The organism is Candidatus Nanopelagicales bacterium, assembly GCA_041393815.1.
In the GTDB taxonomy this organism is placed as follows: Bacteria; Actinomycetota; Actinomycetes; order S36-B12; family JAWKJK01; genus JAWKJK01.
This window is the reverse complement of record JAWKJK010000008.1, coordinates 1-16,377: the sequence shown is the minus strand read 5'-3', so window position 1 is coordinate 16,377 and position 16,377 is coordinate 1. Positions and strand designations below refer to the sequence as shown.

General features: G+C 73.2%; 13 protein-coding genes and 1 tRNA gene. 10 read left to right on the top strand and 4 right to left on the bottom strand.

Translation table 11 applies throughout. The annotated features are described in order from the left end of the window. Positions 1-109: 109 nt before the first annotated feature. From topA to R2737_17195, 3 genes are all read left to right on the top strand, one after another. Positions 110-2,782 carry a type I DNA topoisomerase gene (gene topA / locus R2737_17205; GenBank protein MEZ5118003.1) on the top strand — a complete coding sequence of 891 codons (2,673 nt, stop codon included), beginning with the start codon at positions 110-112 and terminating at the stop codon, positions 2,780-2,782. A gap of 121 nt (positions 2,783-2,903) precedes the next feature. Continuing rightward, complete coding sequence (gene tmk / locus R2737_17200) at positions 2,904-3,644, top strand: dTMP kinase (protein ID MEZ5118002.1); 741 nt, start codon at positions 2,904-2,906, stop codon at positions 3,642-3,644. Next, the gene (locus tag R2737_17195; protein ID MEZ5118001.1) at positions 3,641-4,852 is read left to right on the top strand and encodes a DNA polymerase III subunit delta'; all 1,212 of its coding nucleotides are present in this window, start codon (positions 3,641-3,643) and stop codon (positions 4,850-4,852) included. Before tmk ends, R2737_17195 begins: the two co-directional genes overlap by 4 nt. Positions 4,853-4,981: 129 nt before the next feature. Here R2737_17195 and R2737_17190 read toward each other — a convergent pair whose 3' ends face one another. Continuing rightward, positions 4,982-5,857: a hypothetical protein gene (locus R2737_17190; GenBank protein ID MEZ5118000.1), complete on the bottom strand. Its 876-nt coding sequence runs from the start codon at positions 5,855-5,857 to the stop codon at positions 4,982-4,984. 54 nt (positions 5,858-5,911) lie between these two features. Here R2737_17190 and R2737_17185 point away from each other — a divergent pair, with 54 nt between their 5' ends. Further along, on the top strand, positions 5,912-6,799 hold the full coding sequence (locus R2737_17185) for an alpha/beta hydrolase (protein ID MEZ5117999.1): 888 nt from the start codon (positions 5,912-5,914) through the stop codon (positions 6,797-6,799). A gap of 4 nt (positions 6,800-6,803) precedes the next feature. Here R2737_17185 and R2737_17180 read toward each other — a convergent pair whose 3' ends face one another. Beyond that, entirely contained in the window at positions 6,804-7,571 is a 768-nt protein-coding gene (locus R2737_17180) for a YwiC-like family protein (protein ID MEZ5117998.1), read from the bottom strand. 285 nt (positions 7,572-7,856) lie between these two features. Between R2737_17180 and R2737_17175 the strand changes: the two genes are divergently transcribed. The 6 genes from R2737_17175 to R2737_17150 all read left to right on the top strand — a co-directional run bounded on the left by R2737_17175 (position 7,857) and on the right by R2737_17150 (position 14,568). After that, positions 7,857-9,461, top strand: coding sequence for an alpha/beta hydrolase (locus R2737_17175; protein ID MEZ5117997.1), 1,605 nt, complete (start codon positions 7,857-7,859; stop codon positions 9,459-9,461). A 118-nt stretch (positions 9,462-9,579) separates the two neighbouring features. Beyond that, entirely contained in the window at positions 9,580-10,086 is a 507-nt protein-coding gene (locus R2737_17170; GenBank protein MEZ5117996.1) for an Hsp20/alpha crystallin family protein, read from the top strand. A 746-nt stretch (positions 10,087-10,832) separates the two neighbouring features. Beyond that, positions 10,833-10,906, top strand: a tRNA-Thr gene (locus R2737_17165). Positions 10,907-11,011: 105 nt separating this feature from the next. After that, positions 11,012-11,413: a hypothetical protein gene (locus R2737_17160; GenBank protein MEZ5117995.1), complete on the top strand. Its 402-nt coding sequence runs from the start codon at positions 11,012-11,014 to the stop codon at positions 11,411-11,413. Then, positions 11,410-12,819 carry a hypothetical protein gene (locus R2737_17155; protein MEZ5117994.1) on the top strand — a complete coding sequence of 470 codons (1,410 nt, stop codon included), beginning with the start codon at positions 11,410-11,412 and terminating at the stop codon, positions 12,817-12,819. Before R2737_17160 ends, R2737_17155 begins: the two co-directional genes overlap by 4 nt. A 327-nt stretch (positions 12,820-13,146) precedes the next feature. Continuing rightward, on the top strand, positions 13,147-14,568 hold the full coding sequence (locus tag R2737_17150) for a hypothetical protein (protein MEZ5117993.1): 1,422 nt from the start codon (positions 13,147-13,149) through the stop codon (positions 14,566-14,568). 986 nt (positions 14,569-15,554) lie between these two features. Here R2737_17150 and R2737_17145 read toward each other — a convergent pair. Next, on the bottom strand, positions 15,555-16,022 hold the full coding sequence (locus R2737_17145) for a DUF2510 domain-containing protein (protein ID MEZ5117992.1): 468 nt from the start codon (positions 16,020-16,022) through the stop codon (positions 15,555-15,557). Positions 16,023-16,186: 164 nt separating this feature from the next. Beyond that, the coding region (locus R2737_17140) for a hypothetical protein (GenBank protein MEZ5117991.1) at positions 16,187-16,377 on the bottom strand (191 nt) is incomplete at its 5' end.

Genomic DNA, 16,377 nt, shown 5'->3' with positions numbered 1-16,377 from the left:
GCTCCGGGCACGCCCCGGGACCGCTCCGGCGGCGGTGCAGGCGACGGCGCCGGCACTCGTACAGCAGCAGTGCATCGGTCGTGCAGAGCGGGACGGAGAGAAGGTCAGCGTGCCCCCCAAGGCGAGGTCCGGCCGTCGGCTGGTGATCGTCGAGTCACCGGCGAAGGCGAAGACGATCCAGGGCTACCTCGGCCCGGAGTTCGACGTCGAGGCGTCGGTCGGCCATGTCCGCGACCTGGCGACGAAGGCCTCCGAGCTGCCGGAGTCGGTCCGCAAGCAGCCGTGGGCCAAGCTCGCGGTCGACGTGGACGAGGAGTACCGCCCCTACTACGTCGTGCACGCCTCGAAGAAGGCGAAGGTGTCCGAGCTGCGCAAGAAGCTCGCCGACGCCGACGAGCTGCTGCTGGCCACGGACGAGGACCGCGAGGGCGAGGCCATCGCCTGGCACCTGATGGAGGTGCTCAAGCCCAAGGTCCCGGTGCGTCGGATGGTGTTCCACGAGATCACCCGCGGCGCGATCCGGGACGCGCTGGAGCACACCCGCGACCTGGACATGCGCCTGGTCGACGCGCAGGAGACCCGCCGGATCGTGGACCGGCTGTACGGGTACCCGGTGTCCGAGGTGCTGTGGAAGAAGATCGGCCGTGAGGCCCGGTCCGCCGGCCGGGTGCAGTCCGTGGCCGTCCGGCTGGTCGTGGACCGGGAGCGCGAGCGGATCGCGTTCCGCAGCGCGGAGTACTGGGACATCGAGGGCCTGTTCGACCCGGGTGCGTTCGCTGCCGGGCTGAGCTCGGTGGACGGCGTCCGCGTCGCCGAGGGCCGCGACTTCGACGACACCGGCGCGCTGAAGCGGGCCGACGTGGTGGCGCTGGACGAGGCGACCGCGCGCGGCTTGGTGGACGCGCTGTCGGGCGCCACGTTCACCGTGCGCTCGGTCCAGGAGAGGCCGAGCAACCGCCGGCCGTCGGCGCCGTTCATGACGTCGACGCTGCAGCAGGAGGCCGGCCGCAAGCTGCGCTGGGGCGCCCAGCGCACCATGCGCGTCGCGCAGGGCCTCTACGAGCGCGGCTACATCACGTACATGCGCACCGACTCGACCACGCTGTCGGAGACCGCCATCAACGCGGCCCGCGCCCAGGCGGCGCAGCTCTACGGCGCCGACCACGTCGCGCCCGGACCGCGGCGCTACGACAAGAAGGTCAAGAACGCGCAGGAGGCGCACGAGGCGATCCGCCCGGCCGGCGACGTGTTCCGTACGCCCGCAGAGGTGTCCGGCGAGCTGGTCGGCGACGAGTTCGTGCTGTACGACCTGATCTGGAAGCGCACGGTCGCCTCGCAGATGGCGGACGCGCGGGTGTCCACGACCACGGTCCGCCTCGGCGCCGCCGCGACCGACGGGCGGGACGCGGAGTTCTCCGCCTCCGGCACGGTCGTGGTGTTCCCCGGCTTCCTCGCCGCGTACGAGGAGGGCACCGACGCCGACCGCGACGGCTCGCGCAACGGCGACGACGAGCGCCGGCTGCCGCCGCTGTCCGAGGGCCAGCAGGTCCAGGCGCGCACGCTGGAGGCCGACGGCCACCGCACCAGCCCGCCCGCGCGGTTCACCGAGGCCACTCTGACCAAGCGGCTGGAGGAGCTCGGCATCGGCCGGCCGTCCACGTACGCCACGATCATGGGCACGATCGTCGACCGCGGCTACGTCACCAAGCGCGGGTCCGCGCTGGTGCCGTCGTTCCTCGCGTTCGCGGTGGTGCGGCTGCTGGAGCAGCACTTCACCTCGCTGGTCGACTACCAGTTCACCGCGCGGATGGAGGAGGTCCTCGACCTCATCGCCAACGGCGACTCCGGCCGGCTCGGGCCGCTGGACACGTTCTGGCGCGGCGGCGAGACCGCCGGCGAGCCGTTCCGCGGCGTGAAGGACCTCACCGAGGACCTCGGCGCCATCGACTCCCGGCAGATCGCGACGTTCCCGATCCCGGAGACCGACGCGGTCGTGCGCGTCGGCCGCTACGGCGCCTACGTCGAGCGCGGCGAGCAGCGGGCCAACATCCCGCCCGACCTGGCCCCCGACGAGCTCGACGCGGCCAAGGCGGAGGAGCTGCTGTCCCAGCCCTCCGGCGACCACCCGCTGGGCACCGACCCGGAGACCGGGCGCGAGATCGTGGCGAAGGCCGGCCGGTACGGCCCGTACGTCACCGAGGTCCTGCCCGAGGGGTCGCCGAAGTCGGCGAAGCCGCGGACCGCGTCGCTGTTCAAGGACATGACGCTGGACACCGTCACGCTCGACGACGCGCTGCGGCTGCTGTCCCAGCCGCGCGTGGTGGGTGCCGACCCGGCCGACGGCGTGGTCATCACCGCGCAGAACGGCCGCTACGGCCCGTACATCACCAAGGAGAAGGACTCCCGCTCGCTGGCGTCGGAGGAGCAGATCTTCACGATCACCCTCGACGAGGCGCTGGCGCTGCTCGCGCAGCCCAAGCAGCGCCGCGGCCAGACCGCGGCGGCGCCGCTGCGCGAGATCGGCACCGACCCGTCGTCGGGCAAGCCGATCGTGCTCAAGGACGGCCGGTTCGGTCCGTACGTCACCGACGGCGAGGTCAACGCGTCGCTGCGTCGCGCGGACGACCCGGAGACCATCTCGCTGGAGCGCGCTGCGGACCTGCTGGCCGAGAAGCGGGCCAAGGGTCCGGCGCCGAAGAAGCGGACCGCCGCCCGCAAGGCCCCCGCGAAGAAGGCCGCGGCCAAGAAGACCGCTGCCAAGAAGCCGGCCGCCGCGAAGTAGCCAGCTACCGCGAAGCAACCCCACACCGCGGCGGAGCCGAGCGTGTCCGGCTCCCGCGGGCGCCGCGGGGTGGCACCGACCGCGGGTCCGGGGGTCGGAGTCGACGCGTACGCTGCCGCGCATGCCCGCCGCCGCCCTGCCGATCGACGAGCCGCGGCCGCACGCCGGCCTGTTCGTCGCGTTCGAGGGGGGCGAGGGGGCCGGCAAGTCGACCCAGGCGACGCTGCTGGCGACGCGCCTGCTGGCGGCCGGGCACGACGTGGTCCGTACCCGCGAGCCCGGCGGGACGCCGGCGGCCGAGGGGATCCGCGAGGTGCTGCTGGACCGCGCGCACGAGGGCCTGGACGACCGGGCCGAGGCGCTGCTGTTCGCCGCCGCCCGCGGGGACCACGTGGCCCGCGTCGTACGCCCGGCCCTGGACCGCGGGGCGGTGGTGGTCACCGACCGCTACCTGGACTCCTCCGTCGCCTACCAGGGGGTCGGACGCGGTCTGGGCATCGAGACCGTCGAGGGCCTGTCGCTGTGGGCGACCCGGGGCCTGCGGCCCGACCTCACCGTGGTCCTCGACGTCGACCCGACCGTGGGCCTGGGCCGGCTGGGCACCCCGGACCGGTTGGAGTCCGAGCCGGCGCAGTTCCACCGGGCGGTGCGCGAGGGGTTCGTCGCCCTGGCGGCGCGCGACCCCGGGCGCTACCTGGTGCTGGACGGCACCCGTCCCGCGCCGGAGCTCGCCGCCGAGGTGGCCGCGCGGGTGGACACCCTGCTCGGCGCCCGGGCGTCGTCGGTCGGGTCGGCGGTCGGGTCGTCGGTCGAGTCGTCCGTCGTGGGCGTCGCGGAGCAGGGCTCCGAGGGATCCGCGTGAGCGTCTGGGAGGCCCTGGTCGGGCAGGAGGACGCGGTCGCCGACCTGCGCCGGGCGGTGGCCGACGCGCGCGGCGGGCCGGACCTGTTCGAGTCGCCGGAGTCGGTGTCCACCCGAGCGATGACCCACGCCTGGCTGGTCACCGGGCCTCCCGGGTCGGGCCGCTCGGTGGCGGCCGTGACGTTCGCCGCCGCGCTGGTCTGCCCGCACGACGGGTGCGGGGAGTGCGACTCCTGCCGCCAGGCCCGCGCCGGCTCCCACCCCGACGTCGAGGTGGTGCGCCCGGACCGGCTCTCGTACGGCGTGGAGGAGGCCCGCCGGCTGGTGCGCCGGGCCGCCAACGCGCCCACGCAGAGCCACTGGCACGTCCTGGTGATCGAGGACGCCGACCGGCTCACCGACGAGGCGGTCAGCGCCCTGCTGAAGGCGATCGAGGAGCCGACCCCGCACACGGTGTGGCTGCTGTGCGCGCCCAGCGTCGAGGACGTCCTGCCGACGATCCGCTCGCGGACCCGGCTGCTGCAGCTGCGCACCCCGCCGATCCCGGAGGTGGCCGAGGCGCTGGTGACGCGGTTCGGGGTGGACCCGGCGATGGCGTCGTTCGCGGCCCGTGCCGCGCAGGGGCACATCGGCCGGGCGCGGGCGCTGGCCACCGACGAGCAGGCCCGGCTGCGGCGGCAGGAGGTGCTGCGGGTGCCGTTCCGGCTGCGCGACCTGCCCTCCTGCTTCGCGGCCGCCGCGGACCTGCTGGACGCGGCCACCGAGGATGCCCACGCCATCACCGACCCGATCGACGCGCGCGAGCAGTCGGACCTCATGCGGGCGTACGGCGAGGGGTCGGAGGGTGTCACCCAGGCCCGCGTGTCCCGGCTCGCGTCGGCCGCGCTGAAGGACCTGCAGGACCGGCAGAAGTCGCGGCGCACCCGCACCGTTCGCGACCAGATCGACCGGGCGCTGGTGGACCTGCTCGCGCTCTACCGCGACGTCCTCGCCGTCCAGGTCGAGGCCGGCGTGCCGCTGGTCAACGAGGAGCTGCGGGTGCAGCTCGCGCAGCTCGCCGCCGCCACCAGTCCGGACGGGACGCTGCTGCGGATGGAGGCGGTCAGCCGGGCCCGGCTGGCGATGCAGGCCAACGTCGCGCCGCTGCTGGCCCTGGAGGCGCTCACCGTCGAGCTGCGCGACCCCGAGGTCCGCCGGGACGCGGGCTGAACCGCGCCGCCCCTGCATCCGTGAGCCGAACGGCTCCTACCCGGCTCGATCCGGTCGCGGTAGCGACCGTTCGGCTCACTTCTGTGATCAGCGCGATGTGGATCTTCCGCGGAAGATCCACATCGTCGGTCAGGGCTGCTGGTCGAAGGCCTGGGCGCTGCGGGTCAGCCCGTGCGCGTACGCCGTCAGTCCGTCGACCGCGGGACCGAGCACCTCGTCGGCGCTTCGACCCGGGTCGGGCGCGGCGAGCAGGGTCGCCGACGCGGCCAGCAACCGCTCGTACGTCGTGACACCGGAGACCAGTCGCACCCGGACCTCCTCCCCGGCGGCCGCCGCGGCCACCGCGGGCTGGGAGCCCGGCATGTCCTGCTCGATCCGGTGCAGCACGGCCAGCCGTTCCACCAGCGCGTTCATCGCGGGGGCCGCGTCGCTGTCCGCGCGCAGCAGCTCCTCGGCCGCGCCGGGGTGCAGGCGCGCCACCGCGGGGACGACCTGGGCCAGCTGCACCCGCAGGGCCGAGAGCCGAGCCGACTCCGCGGCACCCCGGGCCGTCGGCGGCAGCGGCGCGGGCGGGGGGAGCGGCAGGGTCAGCGGCGCGGGCGGCTTGACCTCACGCAGCCGGCGGCGCGCGGCGAACGCGGTCACCCCGCCGATGACCGCACCGCCGAGCCACATCCAGGACGGGCCGTACACGCCGGTCTGCGACGTGACCGCCTCGGTGACCACGTCGATCGCGCCCACGGTGCCCGCGACGCCGGCGACGGCCGTGCCCGCGGTGGCCTGGGTGCGCAGCGAGGACACGGTCCGCTCGTAGCGCTTCACGGCCTTGCGGTGCTGCTCCACGGCCTTGCGGTGCTGGCGCTCCAGCGACCGCACGCCCGGGCCGCCGCCGCCGGGGTAGCGGGCCGTCGCGGAGCGGAAGGCGTCGACGAGGTCCAGCCCGCGCGCCAGCCCCGTCTCCACGAGCCGGGCCAGCTCCTCGGGGTCCCGGCGCTTCTTGCCCACGGGGACCACGGTACGTGGACCCGCAAGGGGCGGCGACCGGCCTACCCTGCCCGGATGGCCCCCGACACCGAGCCTCCCCGACACGTGACGCTGCTGCGGACGGACGACTCGTCCGGTCCGCTGGAGTTCGACGCCTGGGTGGTCGGTCCGGAGGACGGGGTCCCGGTGCTGCTGCTGCACGGCTGGCCCGAGACCGCGCTGTCCTGGTCCGGCGTGCTGCCGCGGCTCGCGGCGGCCGGGTGCCGCTGCGTGGCGGTGGACCAGCGCGGGTACTCGCCGCGGGCACGGCCGGCGGACGTCGCGGCGTACACCCTCGACAACCTGGTCGCCGACGCGCGAGCCTTCCTGGCCGCGCTCGGCTGGTCGTCCGCGCACGTGGTCGGCCACGACTGGGGCGCGGCGGTGTCCTGGGCGCTGGCGGCCCGGCACCCGTCGTCCGTGCGGTCGCTGACCGCGCTGTCCGTGCCGCACCCGGCGGCGTACGCGCAGGCGTGGCAGGACGATCCCCACCAGCGCGAGCGGTCGGCCTACATCGGGCTGCTGCAGACCGAGCAGGGCCTCGCGGAGGGGGTGCTGCTGGGCGACGACGCGCACCGGCTGCGCCGGATGTACGGGCGAGCGGTGCCGCCGGAGGTGGTGGACGCGTACGTGCAGCGGCTGTCCGAGCCGGGCGCGATGACGGCCGTGCTCGCGTGGTACCGGGCGCTGGACCGCGACACCTGGGCGTCGCTGCCGCCGGTGTCGGTGCCGACGACGTACGTGTGGGGGACGACCGACCAGGGGATCGCGCCCGCGGCGGCGTACGGGTGCCTGCCGTGGATGACCGGCCCGCACAAGTTCGTCGAGCTGGACGGGTCCGGGCACTGGCTGCCGGAGGAGGTCCCCGCCGAGGTGGCCGACGCGGTGCTCGAGCGGGTGCGCTCGGTGGAGCCTCTCGGCTGAGACGTCAGACCAGCCAGCCGAAGGCCACGAGCAGCAGGGACCCGACGGCCTCGACCGCCCCGAGCACCGCGGGTTTCGGCGCCCGGTCGGGCGTGATCGCCCAGGCCCGGATCGCCAGGAACGCGAACGGCACCGTGAGCCACGGCGACAGCCACCAGGCGACCGGGACCACCGCGACGGCGTACACCCGCGACGCCCACATCCACCGCGGGTCGCGGCGCTCCCGGATCAGCGACTTCACGTGCAGCACCGAGCCGGTGAAGGCGAGCACGCAGGCCGCGGTGAGCACCCAGACGTCCGCGGGGATGTCGGCCGCCGGGGGAGGGGAGATCCCGGTGTAGGTCTCCTGGCCCAGCAGCCAGAAGACCGGGAGCGCGGAGGCGGACTGGAAGACCTGGACCAGGTCGTTGCCGAGGTTGCGCTCGTCGTTGCGGCGGGCGAAGGCGGCGTTGACCGCGAACGAGGCGGCCCAGGCGAGGCCCGCCCAGACCAGCCAGGGTCGTACGAGGAGAAGCAGCACCGCGAGAGGGGTCACGACGGCGGCCCACAGCCGCAGCGGGGCCAGGTAGCGGGGGCGGCGGCGCTGCGGGGCCCGGGTCCACTGCAGCACGAAGTAGGACAGCGGGTACGCGGCCACCCAGGCCACCGCGAACGGGACCATGACCCAGGCCGGGTCGGCCGTGGACAGGCCGAGCAGCAGCGGGACGATGAGGAACGCCCACGCCCCGTGCTGCGGCGGCAGCCACCGCCCGACGCCGCTCGCCCCGCTCACGCCCGCCATCCTCCCGCCGCGCCGGCGGGCCCGGCCCACCCGCCCCGGCGCACCCGCCCCGCGGCAGGCCCGAGCCCGGTGGAACGTACGACCACCGTCCACAGCGTTGCGGCTGGCCGAACGTTCCACCGGCGGGGGCGGGATAGCGTGGCCACGGGTACGCGCCGATCCCGCCCGCGGGAGGTGCGCGGAACGATCGGGCACCCGCCGGGCGTCGTACCCCTGGCCCGCGCTCCCGCCGCGGGCCCGCCGACGCACGAGCACCGCACCGAGGGGACCGACCGCGTGCCACCCGCCCAGCACCGCCGCCGCCCGCGCCATCCCGTCCGGCTGGCCGCGGCGGCCGTCGCCGCCTCGGCCCTCGTCCTTGCCGGCTGCTCCACCGTCACGCCCACCGCGAGTCCCGGCGGCGACGTGAGCTGGCCCGGCACGTCGGCCAGCGGCTCGCCGTCCCCGACCGGGTCCACCGACCCCTCCGGCGGGCCGACCGACCCCGAGCTCGAGCCCTACTACTCGCAGCGGCTGGCCTGGCAGTCCTGCGGGGGCAGCTTCCAGTGCGCGGACCTGACCGTGCCGCTGTCGTACGACGACCCCTCCGGCGAGACCATCCAGATCGCGGTCCTGCGCAGCCCGGCGACGGGGAGCGACCCGATCGGCTCGCTGGTGCTCAACCCCGGCGGCCCCGGCGGCTCGGGCATCGACTACGCACGGGCCGCCCGGTTCGTGGTGAGCGAGCCGGTGCTGCAGGCGTACGACGTCGTCGGGTTCGACCCCCGCGGCGTCGGCGAGAGCGCGCCGATCCAGTGCCTGACCGGCCCGGAGACCGACCGGCTGTTCGCCGCGGACGGGACGCCCGACGACGCCGCGGAGGTCAAGCAGACGGCGGCGGTCTCCGAACTGCTCGGGCAGCGGTGCGAGGAGCGGTCCGGCGACCTGCTGCCGTACGTCGGCACCCGCGACGCCGCGCGGGACATGGACATCCTGCGCGCGGCCCTCGGCGACGAGCAGCTGAACTACCTCGGCAAGTCGTACGGCACCTATCTCGGCGCGGTCTACGCCGAGGAGTTCCCGCAGCGGGTCGGGCGGATGGTGCTCGACGGCGTACTGGCCCCGGACCTGAATGCCGAGCAGATCACGCTGGGGCAGGCGAAGGCGTTCGAGGTGGCGCTGGAGCACTTCGTCGAGGACTGCGGCCGGCACTCCGACTGCCCGCTCACGGGCGACGTCGAGCAGGGCGTGCAGCAGGTGCGCAACTGGTTCGCCGCGCTCGAGCAGGAGCCGATCCCCGCGCAGCCGGGGCGGCCGCTGAACGAGGCGCTGGCGACGTACGCGGTGCTGTCGTACCTGTACTTCCCGTCGTACGACTGGCCGCTGCTGCGGGACGGGCTGTCCGCCGGCATCCGCGGAGACGGCACGGTGCTGATGGACATGCTGGACCAGCGGATCGACCGGGCCCCCGACGGCAGCTACACCACCAACGGCACGGACGCGTTCTACGCGGTGTCGTGCCTGGACCGCCCGGTGTCCGGCGGCGTGGCGCGGGCCGAGCAGCTGTCGCAGGAGTGGGCGACGGAGGCTCCGACCTTCGGGCCGTACCTCGCCTGGGGCAACCTGCCGTGCGACGGCTGGCCGGCGCCGCCGACCGAGGAGCCGCACGTGATCACCGCCGACGGCTCCGGCCCGATCCTGGTGGTGTCCACCAAGTACGACCCGGCGACCCCGTACGAGTGGGGCGTCTCGCTGGCCGAGCAGTTGTCCAACGCGGCGCTGGTGTCGTGGGACGGAGACGGGCACACCGCGTACATGGAGGGGTCCGCCTGCGTCGACTCGGCGGTCGACGGCTACCTGCTGACCGGGGCCGTCCCGGAGCAGGACCCGCTCTGTCAGTAGGAATCCCGGGCTTCCGGGAATGCCTCCCTCTGGTGTCTGGTTAGCACTCATGGTATAAGAGTGCTAACCCTCGCGGGAGGGTCCGCGAGGGCCGACATCACGTGGGAGGAACAGATCCATGAAGACCGTGACGCGGTGGGACCCGTTCACCGTCCTGGCCCGCATGGATGACGACTTCGACGACCTGGTGCGCCGCACCTGGGGCCCCGCGCGGGTCGCGCGGGCCGGGTTCGTGCCCGCCGTCGACGTCACCGTCGAGGGACCGGACGTGGTCATCACCTTCGAGCTGCCCGGCGTGGACGTCGACAAGGACATCGACGTGCAGGTGCACCAGGGCCGGCTGACCGTCAGCGGCCAGCGCCGCGAGGCGTCCGAGGTCAACGACCAGGCCGGCAAGGTGCTCGTCCGCGAGATGCGGTACGGCTCCTTCCGGCGCGAGTTCGCCCTGCCCGAGGGCATCGGCGCCGACGACGTCGAGGCGACGTACGACACCGGGCTGCTGACGGTGCGGGTGCGCGGCGTGCGCAAGCCGGCCGAGCAGCCGCGCAAGATCACCGTCCGCACCGTCGACGTGGTCGAGGGTGCGACCGAGCCCGAGGTGGGCGAGGTGGCGGACCCGGCCTGACCCGGAGTCCGCCGGCCCGAGCCTTGCCGTCCGCGGCGCCAGCCGCGAACTGCCCGCCCCTGTGACCGACACCGTCGCTACCGGCGCGAGAAGACGCCCGGTAGCGACGGTGTCGGTCGTCCCGGGCCGGTGGTCCCCGCGGGGCCGCTGCCGCTGGCAGATGTGAGTCGAACGGTTGCTACCCGGCCCTTGCCGGGCCCGGTAGCAACCGTTCGGCTCACTTCTGTGATCACGTCGGTCGCGAGGCGGACGAAGTGGATCTTCCGCGGAAGATCCACTTCGTCTGATCGCTACGGCCCCCTACGCCAGCCTGGCCACGCGCGGTGATGTCGATGCGGGGTGTCCTCGGCGGGGGGGTCATCGACCCGGATGTCGTCTAGGTGCGGTGCCGACTCCAGAGGCGCCTGCGCCTCCACGGCGGGCTGGACCCGCACAGCTCGCACCACACGATCGGCCCGTCGCTCCATCCGGTGACCCAGCGGTGGTCACCTCGGCTGCACGACAGCGGCGCATCGGTGAAGGGCACTGTCATGGTCACCTCCTCCGTCGCACCTCCCGTACCCGGGAATGCGGCCCTGACCCCTGTAGGGCGCCAGGTCCACGTGGGCGGGATCCGCGCCGGAGGGCCGGTGTCGGAGGGGGAAGAGGGAGATGTGGATCTTCCGCGGAAGATCCACATCTCCGGTTCGGGCGGCTCCGCGGGCTGGGGTATCCTTTCCGGGCTCGCGGCCGGCGGTCACGAGCACGCCGCCTTAGCTCAGTCGGCCAGAGCGACGCACTCGTAATGCGTAGGTCGTCGGTTCGATTCCGACAGGCGGCTCCCCCTCGAAAGGCCCTCTGACCTGCGGGAACGCAGGAAGGGGGCCTTTTTCATGCCCTGCGTTTGCCACAGGTCTGCCACAACCACGCCCGCGACGGTGCGCGCGTGATGCGCGCCGTCGACCGGACAGTGCGCACCAAGGCCATCCGCGGACCGGTCCTGGCCATGACCGACACCACGCGCACCGGCGCGCGACCCGACGTTGATCTGTCCGACGAGCTGTGGACGTGGCACCACGTGGCCGCGTTCTTCCACCGCGCCCGCACCGCCACCTTCGCGCTGATGGCCCAGGAGTGGTTCCCAGCCCCGCTGGACCTCGGCGCCGCCCACGGCGACCGGGTCTACCTGGCCGCCGAGGTCCGCGACGCGGTGGCCTCCCGGCCCCGGCGGACCCACGCCCCCCGCCGCCGTCCGGCCCCGCGCCGGCCGCCCTCCCACAACGCCGCGGAGCCCACCGAGCTGGAACTGGCGCTGACCGTGGCCCTGAACCAGGCGGTGGCCCAGTGACCGCCCGGCGGGCCCAGGCCCAGGAGCCCCCGCCAGCGCTGAACGCGCTGATGACCCAGGCGGTGGCCGACGGCAAGCCCAGGTACATGGGCTCAGCCAGGGTCTATCCGCCCACGGCCAAGCGGGCGACCTGGCGGGTCGTCTACCGAGCTCCGGGACGTCGCGAGCTGTCCGGCGGGCGCACCGCGGCCAGCCTGTGGGCGGCAGTCACCCTTGCCGAGGCCGAGGCGCGACGGGAGAGCCTGCCGCACGAGGAGCACACCGTGGCCGAGATGGTGGCGGAGTGCGTGCGCCGCCACCAGTCCACCGGCAAGTGGGGCGAGCGGACTGTCGGCGATCGCCGCCGAGACCTGGGCTTCTTGTTGCGGGTCGACGGTGTCGCGGGCCTGGCCTGTCGTGACCTCGCCGTCGAGCACCTGCGCGCTGCGGTCGCCCGCGCCGGCACTGCCCAGCGCGGGAAGTTCATCACCGCTCGGCTGGCGGAACTCCTGCGCTGGGGTCGGCGCAACGACTACCTGTCCTCCGACCAGGTAGGCCTGATCGACCGCGTCGAGTGGGTACCGCCCGTCGGCTACGAGGCACCCGGCAAGGTCCGAGGCAGCACTCGTCGCGCGGGTACTGACGCCGATGCCGTCCCCCGCGAGGACGTGTTGGGGCACAACCAGGTCAACACCCTGGCCACCGCGCTCGCGCCCCGCTACCGGCACGGGGCGCTGCTGGTCCACCTGGCCGCGGCCACCGGGCTGCGGGGCGGGGAGATCCTGTGCCTAACCGCCGCCGCGGACGTCGCGGACAGCGGGAACGGCAGCCTGGTGGACCTCGACGCGTGGCTGGTTCGAGTGCGGTGGCAGCTCGGCGAGCAAGGCGGCCACCACCTCCTGCTCCCCAAGGGTGACAAGGTGCGCGACGTCGTCATCCCGGTCCAGGCGCGGCTGGCCACCGGCTTCGACTTGCGCACCGCGCTCGACGACCGAGTTGCCGCCGCCAGACAGGAGCAGGCAGCCGGAGCCAACCCGCGCGCACTTCTGTTCCCGGCGGCAAGGGGAGGGTGGCTGTGGAAGGGTCAGTTGGAGGATCGCTGGCGTGCCGCGATGACCGACCTGGACTGGCCCAGCACCACGGTCACCGACGCCAACGGGTGCACCCGCACCTACTGGAAGTACACCCTGCACAGCCTGCGCGACCGGTACGCCGTCACCGCCGTCGACGAGTGGCACTTCACGCGCTCCATGCTGTACGCCCAGGGCGGCTGGGAGGACATGGCCACCGTGGAGCGCTACTACTACGGCGTCACCGACGACACCCACTCCCAGGTCGTCGAACTCCTTGGTGGGAACTCCAGCAGCGAACAGCTCTTGCTGCGCTACGCGGAGTCCCACGCCAAAGGCGCCAGCGTCACCGCGTGAACGCTTCGGAGCGCCCGGCTGCGCCGGTCGCACAGCGCATCCCGTGCACCTGGCAAGAAGGACGCGGGGGCCGTCCGGTCTGCGAGGTTCTGCTTCCATGCCCGGAATCGGTCGTGCCGACGGCAGACCGCCGAACGTCCCCACCACTGCACCGCGGGCGTTGGTCTTGCGCGCAGGGGGGGGAGTTCGTCACCGCGGCCGCCAGTGGTGTGGTGGCGGTCACCTGCCGCATCTTCGGCGTGTGATCTTGATCGATCTCCGGGCGAAGCTGAAGCGCCCCGAGTCTCGACCTCGGCATGATGGCCCCAGAACGCGCTCGGGGGTCACATGTCGGGTTCCGCCAAGGTCACCGTCACCGTCAAACGACGCGGTCGGACGGTGGATGGACCGCTGCCCAACCGCCCCGTCCGTATGATGCCCGGCGGTGTTGCCGGCATCGTCTATGGCGGCGACGTGTACCCCCTTCACGCCGGCGACACCATCGACCTCGACGACACCTCGATCCCCAAGGGGCGATGCCCCGGCTTCGTTTCCCCCGGCACCAAGATCCCCTACGCCGCCAGTAAGACGCCGACGAGCTCCTCGGCAAGGCGCCGAGTCTCCACGCCGATCCTGGCAGACGACGCCTGGACCATCGAGCACAACAAGTTCGGGAACTACGTCGTCTTCGACGCCGATCGCGCCACAGCCACCGCCGTCGTGGCGGCAGTGCAGCAGTCTGGCCTCGACGTCGTGCGCTGGGACGAGAGCGTGCGCGCGGCGTTCAACGGGCGCCACTACGACTGGTTCATCCGCCTCAAACTCGACGCCCCTCGCGAGGAGGCGGTGCGTCGCGTGCGGGCGGCACTCACGCCGGTCAAGGCTTCGGCCCCGGCGGAGCAGGCCGCGGATGCCGAGGAACTGCGGCTCGCCCGTCTCGAGGCTCAGGTCGCCGAACTCGCACGCAAGGCCGTCGCCCTGCAGCTCGCCACCACTGCTGGGTACGTCGAGGAGCTGAAGGCCCAGCTGCAAGCGGTGGAGCTTCGCGCGAAATCCGCGGAGGCACGAGCCCGCAAGCTCACCGCCTCTGAACGCAGGGTGGTTACCGAGAACGCCCGCCTCACGCAGGAGCTCGACACCGCGCGAGCACTGGCGGATGCCCCCGCCACGCAGATCGACCTCGACGAGTACAGCCAGCTCGTCGACCTCTACAGCAAGGAGCGGGATCAGGCACGCGAGGACGCAGACGAGCGGGCCGCGGCTGCGGCGGAGGCTAACGAGCGCGCGATGCGACTCGAGGTCGATCTGGCGAACGCCCTCGCGCAGCTCGAAAACGCCAACGAAGCACGTGAGGCCGCCCAGGCGAGCGCCGCCCGCGGCAGCGCTGCGCGAGGCAAGAGCCTGACCGCGCGCAAGGTCATGTCGCTGATGTGGCCGTCGCTCGTACTCCACTCTGACACCGAAGACATCATCCTTCGCTGCTTCCCGGACCCGCGCCCGCTCCTGCTGGCGCTCAGCCGACTCGACACCGGCGTCTTGAAGATCAAGAACGTCGAAGGCCACAAGCATCTGCGCGAGGTGGTGGATCACATCGCCACAGGTGACAAGGACGCCGCCGACATGGGGCGCATCTACTACCGGGAGGTCGAGCTCGACGGCGAACGTCGACGCTGGGTGTTCGTCCACCGCAAGAAGGACGATAAGGAGCAGAAGCACGAGCTGGCTCGGCTCGCACGCCTCGACCCCGAGCGCGACCTCGACTACATGTGAGCTGCCCACGCAGGCAGGGCCGAGTCGGCGAAGGGTGTTGCCATCCCGACGGGTCCCACGTGGTGGTGTGCGAGGGGGGGGCTCGGCAGACCGAACGTGGGACCGTCCCCACCGGGCGCGCAGGTGCCCGAGGCGTGGAAGGTGATGTGCTGCAGCGTGGGGCACCGCGCCGACAGCCACGAGCTACCTGCGGCTGCGGCTTGAGGGATGCCGCACTAGGCCGAGACACGGGCGTGGAGTCCCTCGGTCCGGCCTCCAGCCCCGGAGCCCAAGCGGTCGGACCATCCCGGGCCGGTGGGGCCACAGAGGAGTGATGAAGGCCGGCGGGCTCACCACCGCTCGGCAGCGGCGCGGCGGCACCCGCCCGGCCGCCAGGGTCAGTGGTGGCCACTGGGCGGCGTGGATGTTCGCAGCGCACGCAAGGCCCTGCGTCGTCCTGACACCCGTGGCGTGCGACCCCAGCGGCCCGGTGCTCGTGGCGGGTACTGCGCGTCCTGACGCCCCTAGGACATTCGGCCATGGCTCCGCAACCACGAAGTCGGCCTACGTCGCCAGGAGACACCATGCCCGGTCCCCGCCCGATCCCCATCCGCCGCGACCGCGCGGAAGCGCTGCAGCGCCGACTGGATGCCGGCCAGTTTCGCTCTAGGACCCGCAGGCTGCAGGTCGAAGACCTGCTTCAGGCAGTCCACGAGCTGGACGCCGCGTTCGACTGCTTGCCCCGCAACCAGCGCAGGGGGATCGCGGCGGAGATCGCCGTCGAGGCCGCCGCACCCCCGGTGCGGCGGAGCCATCTTCACCCTCGAGCTGCTCGAGCCCCTGGACGAGGACCCCTCGTGCGACTGACCATCTTCCGCCAGGCACATGGCAGCGCACTTCTGTCCGGCACCGTCAGGAGCCCAGTGGCTGCGGGAGCCCCCGCCAGTACCCTTTTCGAGGGTCCGAGACCGTCGGTCTCGCACCAGGACCAAGGACCGATCCCGGCGTCAGCTTCGGTACTGCGTCCAGGCCGTGCCGTCCCAGTAACGGGTCGAGCCCGGCCCTCTGTCGGGGTCGGGGTACCAGCCGGCGGGAGCCGCCGGGGCCGACAGCTGCGACCCCGCGGGCAGCGGCCACAGACCCGCGGACTGCGAATACGGCGAGGGGTACGTCCCCGGACCCGGTAGCACCACCCCAGCTGCGACGCCCAACGCGGCCTGGTCGACCGGCACCCAGCCGGTCTCCAGCAGTCGGTTGAAGTGGTTGTCGTTGTAGAAGAACGCCCACACCAGGAACGGCAGCAGCGGGATGAACAGCGACACCACCACCAGTCCCATCCCGATCAGCACACCGATCCCGTCGCCGCGGAACATCGGCGGGAACGGTCCCCAGAAGAACGTCGTCCACGAAAAGCCCTTGTAGGCCACCTTCTCCACCGGCACGTCCACCCGGCGCATCCGAATCGGCGTCGCCACCGCAGCATCCCCCTTGGACCCATGGCCCCCCGCATCGGGGGCACGTCACACCGTGCGCCCCGGGTCCGACAGAACCTCGCGGCTGACTCCTGCTCAGGCGTCCCGTCGGTGTGCCCACGGCCGATGCCTGACGCGAGGTGCTCGCGCCGTGCCTGCGCAGCGGCTTACACGGATTCAGTGGCGACGGCTCCGCCGTCCACGTCGCTGCTTCGACGCGCCTCCAGGTAGGACGTGAGCAGGTCGCGGGCCTCAGCCCAGTGGGTGACAAGTGGGACGGCGGGTATCAGTGGGTAGGCGCGGGTGAGCTTCTTGCCGGTCAGGCTCGTGAGGACGCCGACGAGGTGGTCGGCGTCCT